17 protein-coding genes are annotated in these 16,953 nt (G+C 72.8%); 12 read left to right on the forward strand and 5 right to left on the reverse strand.

The genetic code is table 11. The features are described 5' to 3' along the window. Positions 1 to 68 precede the first annotated feature (68 nt). Both M4486_RS17370 and M4486_RS17375 read left to right on the forward strand, forming a co-directional pair. The gene (locus tag M4486_RS17370) at positions 69 to 2,213 is read left to right on the forward strand and encodes a GxGYxYP domain-containing protein (RefSeq protein WP_249478579.1); all 2,145 of its coding nucleotides are present in this window, start codon (positions 69 to 71) and stop codon (positions 2,211 to 2,213) included. A gap of 43 nt (positions 2,214 to 2,256) precedes the next feature. After that, positions 2,257 to 3,207 carry an amidohydrolase family protein gene (locus tag M4486_RS17375; RefSeq protein ID WP_249478580.1) on the forward strand — a complete coding sequence of 317 codons (951 nt, stop codon included), beginning with the start codon at positions 2,257 to 2,259 and terminating at the stop codon, positions 3,205 to 3,207. 10 nt (positions 3,208 to 3,217) lie between these two features. On the opposite strand, the gene M4486_RS17380 is transcribed toward M4486_RS17375, so the two are convergent. Then, positions 3,218 to 3,826, reverse strand: coding sequence for a cysteine hydrolase family protein (locus tag M4486_RS17380; protein WP_249478581.1), 609 nt, complete (start codon positions 3,824 to 3,826; stop codon positions 3,218 to 3,220). Positions 3,827 to 3,947: 121 nt separating this feature from the next. Between M4486_RS17380 and M4486_RS17385 the strand changes: the two genes are divergently transcribed. Both M4486_RS17385 and M4486_RS17390 read left to right on the forward strand, forming a co-directional pair. Then, positions 3,948 to 4,391 (forward strand): MarR family winged helix-turn-helix transcriptional regulator, encoded by a 444-nt coding sequence (locus M4486_RS17385; protein WP_249478582.1) that lies wholly within the window; start codon positions 3,948 to 3,950, stop codon positions 4,389 to 4,391. Next, positions 4,388 to 5,764, forward strand: a complete 1,377-nt coding sequence (locus tag M4486_RS17390) for an MFS transporter (RefSeq protein WP_249478583.1) — start codon at positions 4,388 to 4,390, stop codon at positions 5,762 to 5,764. The genes M4486_RS17385 and M4486_RS17390 overlap by 4 nt, the downstream gene beginning before the upstream one ends. 34 nt (positions 5,765 to 5,798) lie before the next feature. On the opposite strand, the gene M4486_RS17395 is transcribed toward M4486_RS17390, so the two are convergent. Continuing rightward, positions 5,799 to 6,248, reverse strand: coding sequence for a hypothetical protein (locus tag M4486_RS17395; protein ID WP_249478584.1), 450 nt, complete (start codon positions 6,246 to 6,248; stop codon positions 5,799 to 5,801). 189 nt (positions 6,249 to 6,437) lie between these two features. On the opposite strand from M4486_RS17395, the gene M4486_RS17400 reads away from it, so the two are divergent. Then, positions 6,438 to 6,914, forward strand: a complete 477-nt coding sequence (locus M4486_RS17400; protein WP_249478585.1) for an SRPBCC family protein — start codon at positions 6,438 to 6,440, stop codon at positions 6,912 to 6,914. An 83-nt stretch (positions 6,915 to 6,997) separates the two neighbouring features. Here the strand turns inward: M4486_RS17400 and M4486_RS17405 are convergent, their stop codons facing one another. Next, complete coding sequence (locus M4486_RS17405; RefSeq protein WP_249478586.1) at positions 6,998 to 8,566, reverse strand: amidohydrolase family protein; 1,569 nt, start codon at positions 8,564 to 8,566, stop codon at positions 6,998 to 7,000. Between the two features lie 41 nt (positions 8,567 to 8,607). Here M4486_RS17405 and M4486_RS17410 point away from each other — a divergent pair, with 41 nt between their 5' ends. The 6 genes from M4486_RS17410 (at position 8,608) to M4486_RS17435 (ending at position 14,125) form a co-directional block, all read left to right on the forward strand. Then, positions 8,608 to 9,738, forward strand: a complete 1,131-nt coding sequence (locus tag M4486_RS17410) for a DUF998 domain-containing protein (RefSeq protein WP_249478587.1) — start codon at positions 8,608 to 8,610, stop codon at positions 9,736 to 9,738. A 90-nt stretch (positions 9,739 to 9,828) separates the two neighbouring features. Beyond that, the gene (locus M4486_RS17415; protein WP_249478588.1) at positions 9,829 to 10,755 is read left to right on the forward strand and encodes an ABC transporter ATP-binding protein; all 927 of its coding nucleotides are present in this window, start codon (positions 9,829 to 9,831) and stop codon (positions 10,753 to 10,755) included. A gap of 46 nt (positions 10,756 to 10,801) precedes the next feature. Continuing rightward, on the forward strand, positions 10,802 to 11,629 hold the full coding sequence (locus M4486_RS17420) for an ABC transporter permease (protein WP_249478589.1): 828 nt from the start codon (positions 10,802 to 10,804) through the stop codon (positions 11,627 to 11,629). A gap of 57 nt (positions 11,630 to 11,686) precedes the next feature. Beyond that, entirely contained in the window at positions 11,687 to 12,895 is a 1,209-nt protein-coding gene (locus tag M4486_RS17425) for a sensor histidine kinase (RefSeq protein WP_249478590.1), read from the forward strand. Continuing rightward, the gene (locus tag M4486_RS17430; RefSeq protein WP_249478591.1) at positions 12,888 to 13,574 is read left to right on the forward strand and encodes a response regulator transcription factor; all 687 of its coding nucleotides are present in this window, start codon (positions 12,888 to 12,890) and stop codon (positions 13,572 to 13,574) included. The genes M4486_RS17425 and M4486_RS17430 overlap by 8 nt, the downstream gene beginning before the upstream one ends. A gap of 176 nt (positions 13,575 to 13,750) precedes the next feature. Further along, positions 13,751 to 14,125 carry a VOC family protein gene (locus M4486_RS17435; RefSeq protein ID WP_249478592.1) on the forward strand — a complete coding sequence of 125 codons (375 nt, stop codon included), beginning with the start codon at positions 13,751 to 13,753 and terminating at the stop codon, positions 14,123 to 14,125. Positions 14,126 to 14,201: 76 nt separating this feature from the next. On the opposite strand, the gene M4486_RS17440 is transcribed toward M4486_RS17435, so the two are convergent. Beyond that, a complete protein-coding gene (locus tag M4486_RS17440) occupies positions 14,202 to 15,344 on the reverse strand; it encodes a Gfo/Idh/MocA family protein (RefSeq protein ID WP_249478593.1) in 1,143 nt (380 codons plus the stop codon). Next, a complete protein-coding gene (locus M4486_RS17445) occupies positions 15,341 to 16,168 on the reverse strand; it encodes a sugar phosphate isomerase/epimerase family protein (protein WP_249478594.1) in 828 nt (275 codons plus the stop codon). The genes M4486_RS17440 and M4486_RS17445 overlap by 4 nt, the downstream gene beginning before the upstream one ends. A 100-nt stretch (positions 16,169 to 16,268) precedes the next feature. Between M4486_RS17445 and M4486_RS17450 the strand changes: the two genes are divergently transcribed. Then, positions 16,269 to 16,949, forward strand: coding sequence for a TetR/AcrR family transcriptional regulator (locus M4486_RS17450; protein ID WP_429798308.1), 681 nt, complete (start codon positions 16,269 to 16,271; stop codon positions 16,947 to 16,949). The last annotated feature ends 4 nt before the right edge of the window (positions 16,950 to 16,953 follow it).

The raw sequence follows: 16,953 nt of genomic DNA on the forward strand, positions 1-16,953 counted from the left end.
CCGACCCACCCTTCCCACGTGGGCATCCCGCGGTTACAGTGCAGATCCCCCACCTGCCACAGGAGTCGATGATGACCGTGGATCTGCCCCGCCCTGCCCTCTCCTCCCGTCCTGACCCGGCGGCGACCGCGCCGTCGGCGTCCCGCTCGTTCACCCGCCGCACGGCGCTGGCCGGCGGCATCGGCGCCGCGGGCGCCGCCGCTCTCTCGATGAGCGCCCCGTCGGCCGACGCGGCGGGCCCGGCTCCCGCCGGCGGTCACCACGGCGGTCACCACGGCGGATCCGCCCCCGCCGTGCACTGGGAGCGCGGGCGCCTCTTCCCGACCTTCGACCGCGCCGCGAGCACGGTGCGCGTGGGCGACATGCGGAAGCTCGACGGCTTCGACCGTCTGCTGCTGATCACCCTGCAGGGCCTGGTGAACCGCGAGCGCCCCGAGCTGTACCTCATCGCCGACGACGTCGACGAGACCTGGATCCCCGATCTGCCCGCGCGCACCCGGTACGAGAAGCACCCGCTCGACCTCGTCGGCCGCTTCCGCCGCCGTATCTCGGGCGCCGTCGTCTACGACATGGACGCACCGGACACCATCAACCTCGCCACCACGATCGCCGCCCAGCGCGGCGCCGTCGTCGCGACCGCCGACCAGGCCTCCGAGCATCACCTGAAGGTCATCGAGGACCTGCGCGGACGCTTCGACGACGACCCCGCCGCGATCTATGCGTACGCGACCGACCACCTCTGGGAGAAGAGCACCCACAAGGTCCTCGTCGGCCTCCCGCCCACCCACACGGTCGAGGTCGACGGCGTGGAATGGACCGAGCTGCTGCGCGAGAAGGAGCGCGTCACCGACTCCTCGAACCTCGGCACGCAGACCGTGGACCTCACCGGCCAGGTCGGCGACGGCGAGGTCTTCGTGCGCCTGTCCGACTCCTTCCCCGAGGACGGCTGGGGCCCCGCCCTCCACCACGCGACCCTCACGGTCGACGGCGAGCAGACCGCCGACTTCGTGCCCGGCACCGACGCCGAGGCCGAGTTCCTCTTCGACGGCAGCGGCTCCCAGACCAAGGACGGACTGCGCTTCGCCGACGGCGGCTCCTCCTTCATCTACCGCTTCGAGGTGCCGGCCGGAGCGAGCGCCGTGAGCATCGACCTCGAGCTCGAGAACGAGTACCTGGTCTCCACGACCGGGACCGCGCCCACCCGCGTCGAGCCCTTCTCCTCCTTCCGCGACTTCGCGATCGCCACGAGCGCGCTGATCACGTGGCTCCCGCCCTCGGGCGACAGCGGCAGCCAGTTCTCCGAGCTGCTCGCGAAGGTCGACCCCGGCACCGTCTACGCGGGATGGTTCGCGAACGACGTGGACGGCGAATGGTCGGGGGTCGAGCTGTGCAGCACCCACGGCGTCATCGTCGTCGCCGCCGACTACTACATGAACGCGAGCGTGCTGTCGGGCATCCCCGCCACGACCCGGGCCCGGCCCACCAAGCCCTCGCGGGGCCGCGTGAACGACCGCACCTACCTCACTCTCACCTTCGGCGAGGGCGACAACATCCAGTTCTGCGAGCGGCACATGCGCGAGCTCTGGGACGATCCCGCCCGCGGGTCCGTGCCCATGAACTGGACCATCACCCCTCTCCTCGAGGACATCGGCCCCGCCCTGCTCCACCACTTCCAGCGCACCGCCACCGAGAACGACTTCCTGGTGTGCGGCCCCTCCGGCGCGGGCTACACCTACGGCGACTCCTGGCCGAAGGACCAGCTGGACGTCTTCACGAAGGCCTCCGGCCGCTACCAGTCCCGCACCGGGCTCGACGTCGTCTACGCCTACTCGACGCCCGAGTCCGGGAAGCCCTCGCCGACCCTTCCCGACTGGGTCCTCGAGTCCTATGCGAAGAACGTCGAGCTGCGCGGCATCATGCAGACCGACGAGAAGGGCGCGATCAGCGACCCCGGTGCCGCCGTCCCGCTGCTCGGCACGTTCTATCCCGCGGGTGGCGTCGACACCTACCGCGAGGAGCTGCTCGCGAAGATCGAGGAGGAGCGCGGGGCGGACGGGGCCGACGAGAAGGGCGGGCCGCTGTTCATCGCCGGGCTCATCAACGCCTGGAGCTGGACCCCGTCGGACGTGAAGGAGCTCGTCGAGAGCCTCCCGGAGGACGTCGAGGTCGTGCTCGCCGACGAGTTCTTCGACCTCTTCGCGCGCACCGCCTGAGTCGACCGGCGGCAGAGGTCGCCGCGGGCGTACCCTGCCCGCCATGATCGCTCCCGCAGATCGCCTGATCGACGTCCACGCCCACTTCGTCACCGACGACTACGTCGCCGCCGCCCGCGCCGCGGGGATCGAGCACCCCGACGGCATGCCCGGGTGGCCGCAGTGGGACCTCGCTTCGCAGATCGAGGACATGGACCGCCGCGACATCGAGCACGCGGTGCTCTCGATCTCCTCGCCCGGCGTCCACTTCGGCGACGACGCGTCCGCGGCCTCGCTCGCCCGCGCGGTGAACGACGCCGCGGCCGCGTTCGTCGCCGAGCATCCGCAGCGCCTCTCCTTCTTCGCCTCCCTGCCCCTGCCCGATGTCGACGCGGCCCGCGTCGAGGCCCGTCGGGCCCTCGCGCTGCCCGGTGCGCGCGGGGTGATCCTCGAGTCGAACGCGCGCGGCCAGTACCTGGGCGATCAGGCGCTCGAGCCGCTGTGGGCGGAGCTCGAGGCGGCGGGCGCGATCGTGTTCGTGCACCCGACCTCGCCCGTCGGGGCCGACGGGACGGACCTCGGCCGGCCGCGTCCGATGCTCGAGTTCATGGCCGACTCGACCCGCAGCATCGTGGACCTCGTGCTCGCGGGCGCCCTGGACCGCCATCCCGGACTGCGCGTGATCGTCCCGCACTCCGGGGCCTCCCTCGCCCTGCTGTCCGACCGGGTCGCCCTCTTCCAGGGCGGATTCGGGCTGGGCGGCACGCCCTTCGCCGACGCGCTGCGCGGCCTCTGGTTCGACCTCGCGGGGACGCCCTTCCCGCACGCCGCGCCGCTGCTGGTGGACGTCGCCGGATCCCAGCACGTGCTCTACGGCAGCGACTCCTGCTGGACCCCGGCGCCCGCGGTCGACGCGCAGATCGAGAGCATCGACCGCGCGGCCCCGCCCCTCGGCGCGACCAGCTGGCGGCGCCTGACCACCCGCAACGCGGAGACGCTCCTGGGCGAGGCGTGAGCGCGCGGGCTCAGGCGCCGGCGAACCCGTCGACCCACTGGTCGACGGTCGTCACCGCCGCCTGACGCGGGAACACCTTCTGCGTGAGCACGCGGTGCACCTCCTCGTCGGGGTCGGCGCACGCGTCGGCGAGCACGGTGAGGCGGAAGTCCAGATCCGCGGCCTGGCGCAGCGTCGAGAGCACGACGCCGCTCGTGGAGATCCCGGCGAGCACGAGCGACTCGGCCTGCATGCCCCGCAGCAGCACCTCGAGGTCGCTGCCGGTGAACGCGCTGATCCGGCGCTTGATCACGACCGGCTCCTCCGGGCGTGGGGCGAGGGCCTCGTGGAGCGCCGTGGCGGGGGAGTCCTCGGTCATGCCGTTCTCGCCCGCGCGGGCCGAGATGCCGGCGAAGCCGGAGGTCGGTGCGATCTCGGGGTAGCCGGGGCGGAAGGCCACGCGCACCCACACCACGGGGATGCCGGCGTCCCGCGCCGCCTCGACGGCGGCGCGGGCGTGCTCGAGGACGCCGGTGCCGGCGAAGCGGTCGGCGATGCCGTGCTGGAAGTCCATGGCGAGCAGGACGGTGCGCGGTGCGGAGCCCGGCGTCTCGTGAGGGGTGGTCGCGGTGGAGGTCATGGGGGAGTGCTCCTCGGTCGGGGTGGACTGGGTGGTCGCGGTGGAGGGGGGCGATGGGCCCGCTCGGTGACGGTCAGGACCAGGTTTGCTCAACGAACATTGATCAATGTACGTTGACGGTATGGATCCAGCAAATCGTCCGGCCTCCTCGGCGGAGGCCGCGCACGCCCTGCGCGGGGTCGTCGGCAGGCTGCGGCGCCGCCTTCTCGCGGTCTCCGGCAGCGATGTCCTCACGCCCGCGCAGGCCTCCGCCCTCACCCTCTTCGTGCGCGGCGACGCCGACTCGGGCGCCTCCCTCGCCCAGGCCGAGCGGATCTCGGCCCAGGCCGCGGCGGTGACGGTGGCGGCTCTCGCGAAGGCCGGCCTCATCGAGCGCACGGCCGATCCCGCCGACGGCCGTCGCCAGATCATCGCCGTCACCGAGACGGGCCTCGACTACGTGCAGGGCGCTCGCGGGATGCGCCAGGCCTGGCTCGAGCAGGGCCTCACCGAGGAGTTCACCGAGCACGAGCGCGCGCAGCTCATCGCCGCGGCCGCCCTCCTCGAGCGCCTGCTGCAGCGATGACGGCGATCGCCCGCCGCCCCTCGCCCCCGGATCGCTTCGATCGCCGGCTGCTGTCCCCGATGATGCTCGGGTCGATCCTGAACCCGATCAACTCCTCGATCATCGCCGTCGCGCTGGTGCCCATCGGCATCGCGCTCGGCGCGCCCGCGCGGGAGACCACCTGGCTGATCACTGGCCTGTATCTCGCCACCGCCGTCGGCCAGCCGCTGATGGGGCGTCTCGTCGACGCCTACGGCGCCCGGCGCATGTTCCTCATCGGCTCCGCGCTCACCCTGCTCGCCGGGGTGATCGGCACCTTCGCCCCGAACATCTGGGTGCTGGTGGCCGCGCGCGTGGTGCTCGGCTTCGGGACCTGCGCGGGCTATCCCTCGGCGATGCGCCTGATCCGCGACGAGGGCGATCGCACCGGGGTGGACAGCCCCGCCGCCGTGCTCAGCGCGCTCAGCATCACCACCCAGACCATCTCGGTGATCGGGCCGGTGCTCGGAGGAGTCCTCATCGACGCGGGCGGCTGGCGCAGCACGCTCGCGATCAACGTGCTGCTGGGCGCCGCGGGGCTCGTGCTGGGCCGTCTCTACCTGCCGCCGAGCCGCCGGCCCGTCGGCCGCGCACGCATCGACGTGGTCGGGATCGTGCTCTTCACGATCGCCCTGGTGAGCCTGCTGCTCCTGGTCATGAGCCCGTCCGTCGGGCGGCTCTGGCTGCTCGTGCCCGTGCTCGCTGCGGGCGCCGGCTTCTGGATCTGCGAGCTGCGGCGGGCCGACCCCTTCATCGACGTGCGGATGCTGCGGGCGAGTCCAGCGCTCGTGCGCACCTACCTGCGCTCGGTGCTCGCGGCGCTCGTGAGCTACGGGTACATCTACGGCTTCACGCAGTGGATGCAGGAGGCGCGCGGGCTCAGCCCCTCGCTCTCCGGTCTCGTGCTGCTGCCCACCTTCGCCGTCGGCATCGCGGTCGTCGCCCTCACGGGACGGCGCGAGGCGCTGCGCGGGAAGCTGATCGTCGGCTCGCTCGCCCAGATCCTCGCGTGCGCCATGGTGCTCGCGCTCGGGGACCGCTCGCCGCTCGTGCTGCTGCTCGCGATCGCCGTCGTGCTCGGCATCCCGCAGGGGCTGCTGAACCTCGCCAACCAGAACGCCGTCTACCGGCAGGCGCGCAGCGAGCAGATGGGAGCGGCGGCGGGACTGCTGCGCACCTTCATGTACCTCGGCGCGATCGGCTCGTCCTCGGCGAGCGGTGTGCTCTTCGGCCGACGGGCCGACACCGGGGGCATGCACGACCTCGGGCTGGTGATGCTCGCGGCGGCCGTGCTCCTGCTCGTGCTCGCGGTGGCCGACAGGACGCTGGGCGGGAGGGCGGCCCGCGGCGACTGAGCCGGCGGGCCGGGCCTCTCCGGCGATTCGGTCCTCAGCGCAGCTCGCGGTGCAGATCCGCGAAGCAGTCGACCCCCGAGGTCCACTCCTTGTGCGCGCCGTCCCCGAAGTCGCTCAGACGGGCGACGGCCGTGCCGTCGCGCTGGGAGGGGCGGGGGTGGATGCGCAGCGAGCCGTAGGTCAGCTCGAGGCGCAGCCCGATGCCCTGCTCCTCGTAGGTGTCGGTGACGTCCTGGCCGATCAGTGCGCGCAGGGCGCCCGCCCAGCGCTCGTCGTCGGAGGAGACGATCGAGTGCTCCTTCAGCACGGTGGGCATCACCAGGCACTCCAGGAGCGGCTGCTCGCTCGAGCCCGTGGGGGACTCGAAACGGATCCGCAGGCGGCCCAGCACGAAGCCGATCTCGCGCACCCGGTAGCCCCGGAGCCTCGACAGCTCGAGGGTGTGGGGCTGCGTCGCAGTGCTGGCGTCCGTCGTGGTGTCCATGGGGCACACTCCTTCCGGTCGTGGCTGTGGTGCGGGCGGGCCGCCGCGGAGGGCGACCCGGGTCACAGTGCGGCACTGTAGACCCCTTGCCCGGAAGATGCCGACATGGTGTGCACAGTGGACACGCAGAACCCCGCGCGGGCGGCTGCCCCGAGGCGGCGGGCTCGCCCGGAGGGCAGAATGTGCGCCATGGACGAGACGCAGAACGATCCCGCCGAGACGGCCCCGCGCGTGGTGAGTGCGAGTCGCGTGATCGCGGCAGCTCCCGGCGTGATCTTCGAGCACATCGCCGACCCGGCGCTGCAGACCGCATGGGACGGCAACGACAACCTCGCCGAGGCCGCCTCCGGCCAGCGCGTGAGAGGCGTCGGGGATGTCTTCGCGATGACGCTGACCACCGGCGCCGTGCGCGAGAACCACGTGGTCGACTTCGACGAGGGCCTGCGCATCGCCTGGCTCCCCGCACCTGAGGGCGAGCAGCCGCCCGGTCACCTCTGGCGCTGGGACCTCGAACCCCTGGGCGAGGGCCGCACCCGCGTCATCCACACCTACGACTGGACCGACCTGCACGACCCCGTCCGCGAGGAGCGCGCCCGACGCACCACCGAGGCCAGTCTGAGGGCCTCGGTGGATCGGCTGGCGGCGCTGCTCGAACAGGACGACTGAGGGCCCGCCCGCTGGCCTGCCTGCGCCGACCTTCGCGCGCTGTGACCTCCCCGCGCTGATCGCCCGCGCTGATCGCCCCGCGCTCAGCGCGAGAAGGCGATCCGCCCGTCGACGATCGTCGCGAGCGGCCGCACCTCCCGCAGACGCGCCGCGGCCTCCCGCGCCGCGGATTCCACGAAGACACCGTCGGCCCCGCGCGGCACGTCGGTGAAGAGCCCGGGCCCTTCCCCGTCGACCGGATCCTCCAGCAGCACCAGGTCCGCGTGCGCTTCGACCACGGGCCGGACCCCGGCCCCGTCGGTCGAGGCGGCGAGCGCCTCGAGGGGCTGCAGCTGCTGGGCGGGGAACCACGCCTCGCGCCCGTCGGCACTGCGGTGGACGGCCGCGGACAAGGCGAGCCAGGGATCCACGGGGGCGACGGGGGAGTCCGAGCCCATGAGCAGGTCGACGCCCGCGTCGAGAAGGTCGCGGAAGCGGTAGGAGCGCTGCGCGTCGCCCGGCCAGACCTCCTCGGTGGGGTCGCGGTCGTCGAGCAGATGGGCGGGCTGCACCGAGGCCAGCACCCCGAGCGCCGCCATCCGCGCCACGTCCTCGTCGGCCAGCAGCTGGGCGTGCTCGATCCTGGGGCCGCCCCGACGCCCGCCGACGCCCCCGTTCTCGCGACCCGCGGCGGCCTCCTCGAGCGCATCCAGGACCACAGCGGCGGCGGCGTCGCCGATCGCGTGCACGGCGACCTCGAGCCCGCGCGCGTCGGCCCGCGCGAGCAGCGCCGCGAGGTCGTCGGCCATGTGGCTGAGCACCCCGTATCCGCCGCCGAGCGGGTGGGCCCCCGCCTCCCCGGAGAACGCGTAGGGGTGGCGGCAGTAGGCCGAGCGCGAGCCGAGCGAGCCGTCGGCGATCACCTTGAGCGGGCCCATGGTCACGAGCCCCGAGCCGCCGATCGGCGTGCCCGTGGGCCCCGGGACGCCATCGAGCCCGGAGGCGTAGGTGGCCGTGCGCACCCGGATCCGGGCCTCGCGCCGGGCCCACAGGGACGCGTTGTCCGCCCACTCCATGTCCGTGAGGCCGACGATCCCGCGCGCGAGCGCGTTCTCCTGGAGCTTCCCGACCCCGGCCTCGAGGTGCGCCGCGACGCCCGGGAGGTCGTCGAGGTGGGCGACGGCGTCGAACCACTCGTCCTCGGCCACGATCCCGCGTCGCGGCGGCAGGCCCAGTGCGCGCAGAGCGGCCGAGCTCATCCAGGCGTGGTGCGCGTCGCCGCCGATCAGCACCACGGGCAGCTCCCCGGCGACGGCGTCGAGCCCGGCCACCGTGGGATCGCCCGCCATGTCCACGAGACGGTGGCCGAAGCCGATGAGCGCCTCGGCGCCCGCGGGACGGGAGGCGATCGCGGAGGCGACCTCCCGCAGCACCTCGTCGACCGAGGCGAGCCCTGAGGTGTCGAGCCGCGCGTAGCCCTGGGCGGTCTGGCCCACGTGCACGTGGTGGTCCCAGAGGCCGGGGACCGCGAGGGCCCCGCCCGCCTCGAGGACCTCCTCGCCCGGGGACGGCACGAGATCCGCCCCGATCTCCGCGATCACCTCGTCACGCAGACGGATCGACACGGGCGATGCGGGGGAGGGCGACAGCAGACGCAGATCACGGACGAGCACGCGGCGAGCCTATCCGCCCCTGCGCGGGGGAGAATCGAGGCATGCGCGAGCAGACCCCCGAACCGACCACCGCGCCCGCCCCCGAGCCGACCACCGCGCCCGACCAGACCGCGACCGCCGCGCCCGACCCGACCCCCGCGTCCGCGCCGGAGGCCTCCAGCGACGAGACGGCAGCTCTGTGGTGCGCTGCGGGCGCCGCCGTGCTCGGTCTCGGACTGGGCCTGGTCTCGCTGCGCACGACGCTCCCGCTGTTCGGCCGCGGCTCGATCGGCGAGGTCGCGGCGTACGCGGGGATGGGCGCCGGTCTGCTCGGCTTCGTCCTCGCCGGTCTCACGATCACCCCGCGCCGCCAGCCCTGGCTGCGGGAGATCTCCCGGGTCCGCTGCGCGGCCAACATCCTCGCCCTCGGCGCGCTCCACGCGGTGTTCGCCTTCCTGCTGTGCAGCGCCCTCTACGGGGTGTTCGCCTCGGCCTTCCTGGGGCTCGCCCTGGACCGCTGGACCGGCGCCGTGTGGGTCGCCATCACCGCCGCTGCCTGCGCCTACGCCTGCGTGGAGAGCGCTCTCGCGCTCACCAGCGAGTCCCTGTCCGTGCTGCTCGCCGCGTTCCTCGTGACCGGTGCGCTCGCGGCCGCGCTGAGCGCGAGCGACCCGCACTGGTGGCACCACCACTTCTCCGCGCTCGGCTCGGGCCGGGACGGACTCACCTTCAACCTCACCCTGCTGCTGGCGGGGCTCGCGCTCGCCGCGATCGGCGACTTCGTGGGCCACGACGTCGCCCTCTGGTGCCGCGCGACCGGCCAGACCCGCTCCCGGGCCACGCTCGTGCGGCTCGCGCTCATCGTCCTCGGGCTGCTCGTGATCGCCGTGGCCCTGATCCCGATCGACGCCGAGCGGACCTGGCACGATGCCGCCGCGCAGAGCATCGTGCTCGTCTTCGCCACCGCGCTCGTGGGCTTCCCGGTGCTGTTCCGGCGCCTGCCCGGCAGCTTCCTCGCCGTCACGGTGGGCGTGATCATCGCGCTGCTGGCCCTGCTGATGCTGTGGAAGGGCGCGGGGTACCTGAACCTCACGGCGTTCGAGATGGGCGCGGCCGCGACCGTCATGGCCTGGCTCGTGCTGTTCGTGCGCACCGTCTCCGCGGCCGTGCGCAGCCTGCCCGCCGCGGACTGAGCTCCTCCGCCTCTCCCATGACAGCTGTCATGGGAGGGACGTGACGGCGACCGATGGGCCCGCGGCCCCGGCGCGGCGGAGGCTGGAGCCATGAACGAGACGACCCCGGCCCCGTCCCAGGAACCCCGGCCCGCGATCGACTGCCGGGCCCTGACCAAGACCTTCGGCTCCCTCACCGCCGTCGACGACCTCGACCTCGCCGTCCCGCGCGGCCAGATCCTCGCGCTGCTCGGCCCCAACGGCGCCGGCAAGTCCACGACCACCGAGATGATGCTCGGCCTCGCGACCCCGGACGCCGGTGAGGTGCGCATCTGCGGCACCACCCCCACCGACGCCGCGCGCCGCGGCCTCGTCGGCGCGATGCTCCAGAACGGCGCCCTCCTCGAGGACACCCCGGTGCGGGTGATGCTGAACCTCGTCGCCGGGGTCTGCGCGCACCCGCTCCCGCTCGACGAGGTCATCGAGCGCGCCGACATCTCCTCCCTGCTGCGCCGCAGCACCTCGAAGCTCTCGGGCGGGGAGGCGCAGCGCGTCCGCTTCGCCCTCGCCCTGCTGCCCGACCCCGAGGTCATCCTGCTGGACGAGCCCACCGTCGCCATGGACGTCGAGACCCGTCGACGCTTCTGGGAGCGCATGCGCCACGTCGCCGCCGACGGCCGCACCATCGTCTTCGCGACCCACTACCTCGAGGAGGCCGACCAGCAGGCCGGTCGGGTGGTCGTCATGGACCAAGGGCGCATCGTCGCCGACGGCACCGGCGCGCAGATCAAGGCCCGGATCGGCGGACGCGCGATCACCCTGCGCGTGCCGGACCGCGCCGCCGCCGGCCCCCTCGCCCACCTCGACGGCGTGACCAGCGTCGACGTGCTCGAGGACGGCCGCCTGCGCCTCGCCACCGCGGATTCCGACGCGACCCTGCGCGGGCTCTTCACCGGTGCGGGCCTGCCCGCCATCAGCGACGTCGAGGTCACCACCCCGAGCCTCGAGGACGCCTTCCTCGCGCTCACGTCCCACTGAACGCACCCCCAGAGCTCCCCGCCCGCCCCACCCTCCAGGAGACGCCATGACCACCGCATCCACCGCCGTCCATGCTCCGTCGACAGCCGCCACCGCGAGTCGCGGGGCCCCTGCGAGCCAGCTGCGGCGCACCACGCGCTTCGCGCTCGCCTCCACCACGACCACCCTGCGCAAGGGCATGTTCCTGTTCTTCACGGTCGCCCTCCCGATCCTCATGTTCCTGATGTTCAACGAGATCTTCGGGAAGGAGGCCATGGGCGAGGGCGGCGAGACCGTGGGCACCTTCATCATGGTGCGCATGGCCGCCTACGGCGGACTCGGCGCCGCGGTGAACGCCGGCGCGATCATCCAGCTCGAGCGCACCAACGGCTGGCTGCGCCAGCTCATGGTCGCGGGCCTCACCCCGCGCAGCTTCGTGCTCGGCAAGATGGTCGCCGCCATGGCCGTCGTGCTGCCCGCGCTCATCGGCGTCTACCTCGCCGGCGCGCTCGTCGCCGGCATCCATCTGGACGCCCTCGAGGCCGTGCGCTCGCTGCTCGCCCTGTGGATCGGCATGCTGCCGCTCGTGCTGCTGGGCCTGGTCGTCGGCCTCGCCCTGAAGCCCAGCGCCGTCGGCGCCGCGACCACGATCGGCATGATGCTGCTCGCCGTCGCAGGCGGGCTCTGGTTCCCCTACGAGATGTTCCCGAGCTGGCTGCAGTCCATCTCCCGCTTCACCCCGACGTACTGGGTGGGGGAGCTGGGCACCTGGGGCATCATCGGCGAGGACTTCCCGATGCGCGGCCTCGTGACCCTCGCCGCCTGGACCCTCGGCCTCGCGCTGATCGCGGCCCTGCTGCTGGGGCGCGCGGCGCGCTCCGCCTCGCGCCGCTGAGCGGCACGGCGGAGGAATGCTGGAAGAATCGGTGCCAGTCCGCGAGGAGGAGACCCCATGGCGCCAGCACGACTGACCGGCTCCGCGCGCCGCGGGCCCGATCTCGCCGCGACCGCACCGCCCCTCGAACGCTGCGACGAGCAGCATCCGCGCACGCTGCGCGGGCTGTATCGGGCGGCGGTCGAATCGGGCGCGATGTTCTACACGGCGCCCTCGCTGCTGTTCATGCTGTTCGTGATCATCCCGGCGTTCGACCATCCCACCCCGGTGCGCACGACGGCGATCATCGTGCTGTCCCTCGCCTTCAGCGCGGCCTTCCTCCTCCTGCCCGGGGTGAAGGCGTACAGCCCGAGCTTCGGGTACGGGTACATCGCCGTGGTGTGGCTGCTGGTCGCCCTGTTCGTCCCGGCGATCGGCGTGAACGTCCTCTACATGGTGATGTTCGTGCAGATCGCGCACACCATCGCGCTGCCCTGGCGCACCGCCCGGGTGGTGATCCTCCCGCTCACCCTCGCCGTCTGCCTCCTCGCCGTGCTCACCGGCCAGTACATCTCGATCATCCTCGCGCTCGTGGGGCTCATGATCTCCCTGGGCGTCGGGTACGGGATCGAGCGCGAGATCCTCACCGAGCGCCTCGCGCGCGCGGAGCAGCGCAACGCGGTCCTCGCCGTCGCCGCCGAGCGCGAGCGCATCGGCCGGGACCTCCACGACATCCTGGGCCATTCGCTCACCACCATCACCGTCTCCGCCCAGCTCGCCCAGCGGCTGCTGGAATCGGACCCTGAGGCCGCGCGAGCCCAGATCTCCGAGGTCGAGCGGATCTCCCGCCAGTCCCTGGCCGACGTCCGCGCGACCGTGAGCGGCATGCAGGAGGTGCGCGCCGCCACCGAGATCGCCTCGGCCCGCAGTGTGCTCACCGCCGCCGGCATCGAGGCCGACGTCCCCGCGGCGCTGCCCGAGCTCGACGACGCCCGCGCCGAGCTCTTCGGATACGTGATCCGCGAGGGCATCACGAACGTGGTGCGCCACTCCCGCGCGACGCACTGCACGATCCGTGTGGACGAGGACTGCGTGAGCGTCGCCGACGACGGCGTGGGCATCCCGCGCGATCGCAGCCGCTCGGGCCTGGACGGCCTCGCCCACCGCGTCGAGGAGAGCGGGGGAGAGCTCGTGGTCTCCCCGGGCGAGGACGGCACGGGGACCGTGATCACGGCGCACCTCGCGCCCGCCCGTCGGCCGCTCGACGAAGGAGCCCCCCATGCCTGACGCGCCCGCCGCACCCGGCGCCCTCGCCACTCCCGGCGCACCCGGCGCCCCGATCCGCATCGCCCTGGCCGACGACCAGGCCCTGCTGCGCTCGGGCCTCGCTGCCCTCCTGCGCCTCGAGGCCGACATCGAGGTGGTCGCGGAGGCCGCGGACGGCGCCGGAACCCTCGCCGCCGTCGCGGCGCAGCATCCCGACGTGCTGCTGCTGGACGTGCAGATGCCCGCCGGCACCGGTGCGGACGGCGAGGCCGGGCCGGCGGACGGGCTCGAGGTCGCCGAGCGCCTGCGGGGCACCGGCACCCGCATCATCGTGCTGACGACCTTCGGCCGCGCAGGCTATCTGCGCCGCACCCTCGAGGCGGGGGCCGACGGCTTCATGGTCAAGGACGCCCCCGTGGAGCGGCTCGTCGACGCGATCCGCCGCGTCCACCAGGGGCTGCGCGTGGTCGACCCCGAGCTCGCCGCGCAGTCGCTGGCCGCGGGACCGAACCCGCTCTCGGCGAAGGAGACCGAGGTGCTGCGCGCCTGCGCGCACGGCGGCTCGACGGCCGACGTCGCCGCGCGGGTGTTCCTCTCCGAGGGCACGGTGCGCAACCACGTCTCGAGCGCGATCGGGAAGCTGGGCGTCGCCAATCGCGCCGAGGCCGTGCGCCGCGCCACCGACAACGGGTGGCTGTAGCGGGACGAGGTATGGACGGCCCGGAGTCGCCGCCGTAGAGTCGCCGACGATGATGACCAGTCAGGCCCGTTGCGGCCGCTCCCGGACAGGCGACCTGGTCGGTCCCTGATCCGCGCCCCTCCCGTCGTGCGCACGCCGTCGACCTACCCGACCCCGCGCACCGACCGAGGAGAACCATGACCGCGCACTTCAACCACACCATCATCGCCACTCGCGACCCTGAGGGACTCGCTTCGTTCTACCGCGACCTGCTGGAAGCGGAGGAGGCCCCTTCCTGGGGCGTGTTCCAGAACCTGATCATCGGCAACGGCGTGCTGCTCCAGTTCGCCGCCCCACCGATCGACTTCCCGCCTCAGCACTACGCATACCTGCTGGACGACGAGCACTTCGACCGCGCTCTCGCCTCGATCCGCGCGAGCGGGCGCGAGCACTGGGCGGACCACACGAGGACCCGTCCCGGAGAGATCAACACGGAGCATGGGGGCCGTGGCGTCTATCTCCTGGACCCTTCTGGCCACTATCTGGAGCTCATCACGCGTCCATACCTCTGAACCACTGAAGCCGGACGCATGACACGGCCGGGCGACGCGCGAAGGCGCGCCGCCCGGCCGTGTGTGCTGCCGTGGGTCAGATGGTCGACGCGAACGGGTCGAAGTCGACGGGGACCGTCGGCACCTCGGAGACCGAGCTCTTCACGGCCACGAACTCCTCGCTGGCCGCGGACTCCTCGGCCGAGAGCATGATGTCCAGGACGTGGTAGCCCAGCTCGCCGCTCGCGACGTGCGGGCGGTCCTCGGCGATCGCGCGGACCATGTCCAGCAGGCCCAGGCCACGGCCGGTGACCGTGCCCTCCTGCGGGATCTCGATGCGCTCCTGGACGGGCGGCGCCTCGCCGAAGGACTCGAAGGGCTTCACGTACGAGATCGAGCCCTCGAACATGTTCGGGTCCGGCAGGAAGATCGAGCCCTCGGTGCCGTGGATCTCGACGATGCCCTGGCGGGCGAGCGGCGAGTCGAAGCTGACCAGCGAGTTCGCCTGCTGGCCGGCCTCGAAGCTGGTGAGCAGCGAGAGCGTGGACGGCACCTCGACGGGGAAGGTCTCCCCGGCGCGGTCGCCCACCTGGATGGTGCGCTCGAGCTGCGCGCGCAGGCCCATGGCCGCGACCTTGTCCACGGTGCCGAACAGGCTCACGAGCGCCGTGATGTAGTACGGGCCGATGTCCAGCAGCGGACCCGCGCCCTTGGCGAAGAGGAAGCCGGGGTTCGGGTGGAAGACCTCGGGGCCCTGCCACTGCATGGAGGTCTGGGCGAACAGCGGCGTGCCGATGGTGCCCTTGAGGATCTCGCGCTTGGCGGTCTGGAAGCCCGGGCCCAGCACGGTGTCGGGCGCGCAGCCCACGCGCAGGCCCTTGGCCTTCGCGTCCTCGAGCAGCTGCGCGGTGGACGCGCGGTCCAGGCCCAGCGGCTTCTCGGTCCACACGTGCTTGCCGGCGGCGATCGCGCTCGCGGAGACCTCGGCGTGCACGGCGGGGATGGTCAGGTTGACGACGACCTGCACGTCCGGGTGGTCCAGGACGTCCTGGGCGGTGCCGGAGGCGGGGACGCCGTGCTTGGCGGCCTGGGACTTCGCGCGCTCCACGTCGAGATCTCCGAGGATCAGGACCTCGACGTCGGGGAACGAGCTCAGGTTCTCCAGGTAGGTGTCGGAGATGACGCCGACGCCGATGAAGCCGACGCCGATCGGGCCGCCGGTGCTGCGGGTGGTGCTCATGCGATGAATCCTCCGTCGCGCAGGAAGGCAAAGCTGGCGGCGACGTCCTCGAAGACGTCGCCAGGAGTGTGGTCGTACTCGATGACGGCGTACTTCAGGGAGTCGCCGGCGGCCTTCAGGGCGTCCTCGGTGGGCACCTCGCCCTCGCCGGGGTGACGCTGGTCGAGGCTCGCCGAGTCGAAGTCGGGGGCGTCGGGCGCGAAGGGGTTGCCCTGCGGCGGGACGCCGTCCTTCACGTGGACCGCGACGAGGCGGTCGCCGAGCGAGCGCACGAGCTCGGTCGGGTTCTGCCCGCCCACGATCGCCCAGAACAGGTCGAGCTCGATGACGACGCTCGGGTCGAGCAGGGAGACCATGTACTCGTACGCGGTCTTCCCGTCGAAGCTCGCGAGGAACTCCTGCGCGTGGTTGTGGTAGCCGACGCTCAGCCCGAAGGTCTTCGCGGTCTCGGAGGCGGCGTTCAGGCGCTCGGCGATGTCCTTGACGCCGTCCTGCGTGAGCCAGCGCTCGACGGGCACGAAGGGGTCGATGACGGTGGTCATCCCGATCTCCGCGGCGGCCTCGAAGACGACCTCGTTGGCGGGGGTGGGGATGGAGCCGTCCGGGGTCCACAGCTCGTCGGAGAGCAGCGGCGCGTGGCCGGTCGGGGAGGCGAGGCCGCTCGCGTCGAGCGCGGAGCGGATCTCGCGGGGCCGGCGCACGAAGTCGAATGCCTCGACGTTCTTCAGGCCGATCGCGGCGAGCTTGTCGAGGGAGCCGCCCATGTCGTCGGAGAACTGCTGAGCAAGGGTGTACAGCTGCACGGAGCCGAGGGGGAGAGCCACGGTGCCCTTCTTTCCTTCAGGAGTGGTGATGGGTGCGTACGGCGCCACGCTAGCACGGAAAAGTACCGTGTGGAGGTTTTCTCGGGGTATGGTGCGGGCCATGACGAGCAGCGAGCAGGGCGAGGGGAGCGACGCGGCTCCCGGGCGGCCCGACCCGGCGCACGACGCGCCCGCCGAGGCGCACGTCGAGGAGCAGGCGACCATCGGCCGGCCCGGCGCCTACGCCAAGGGCATGGCCCGACGGCGCCAGATCCTGGACCGCGCCATCGAGGTCTTCCGCGAGCGCGGGACCGACGGCACCTCGCTGCGCCGCATCGCCGAGGCCATCGGCGTCTCGCACGCGGCGCTGCGCCACTACTTCGACTCCCTCGAGCAGCTGCTGGTGGCGGTCTACGCCCACGCCGAGGCCGCGCGCGACGACGACCCGGACCTGCCCGAGCCCTCGTCGGCCGTCGACGTCATGGTGCAGGCGGCCGTGCAGAACCTCGAGGTGCCCGGCCTCGTGCAGCTGTACTCGACGCTCGTCGCGGCCTCGCTCGAGGCGCGGTCGACCGAGGCGAAGGACTACTTCACCTCACGCTTCGCGCACCTGCGCGTCGCGCTCGAGGCGCGGGTGCGCGCCGAGCAGGAGGCGGGGGAGCTGCGCTCCGACGTCGATCCCGCGCAGATCGCGGCCCTGCTCGTGGCGGCGTCGGACGGCCTGCAGATCCAGTGGCTGCTGGAGCCCGACATCGATCTCGAGGGCACGCTGAGCGCCTTCCGCACTCTGCTGCGACCCTGACCCT

The organism is Brachybacterium kimchii (assembly GCF_023373525.1).
In the GTDB taxonomy this organism is placed as follows: domain Bacteria; phylum Actinomycetota; class Actinomycetes; order Actinomycetales; family Dermabacteraceae; genus Brachybacterium; species Brachybacterium kimchii.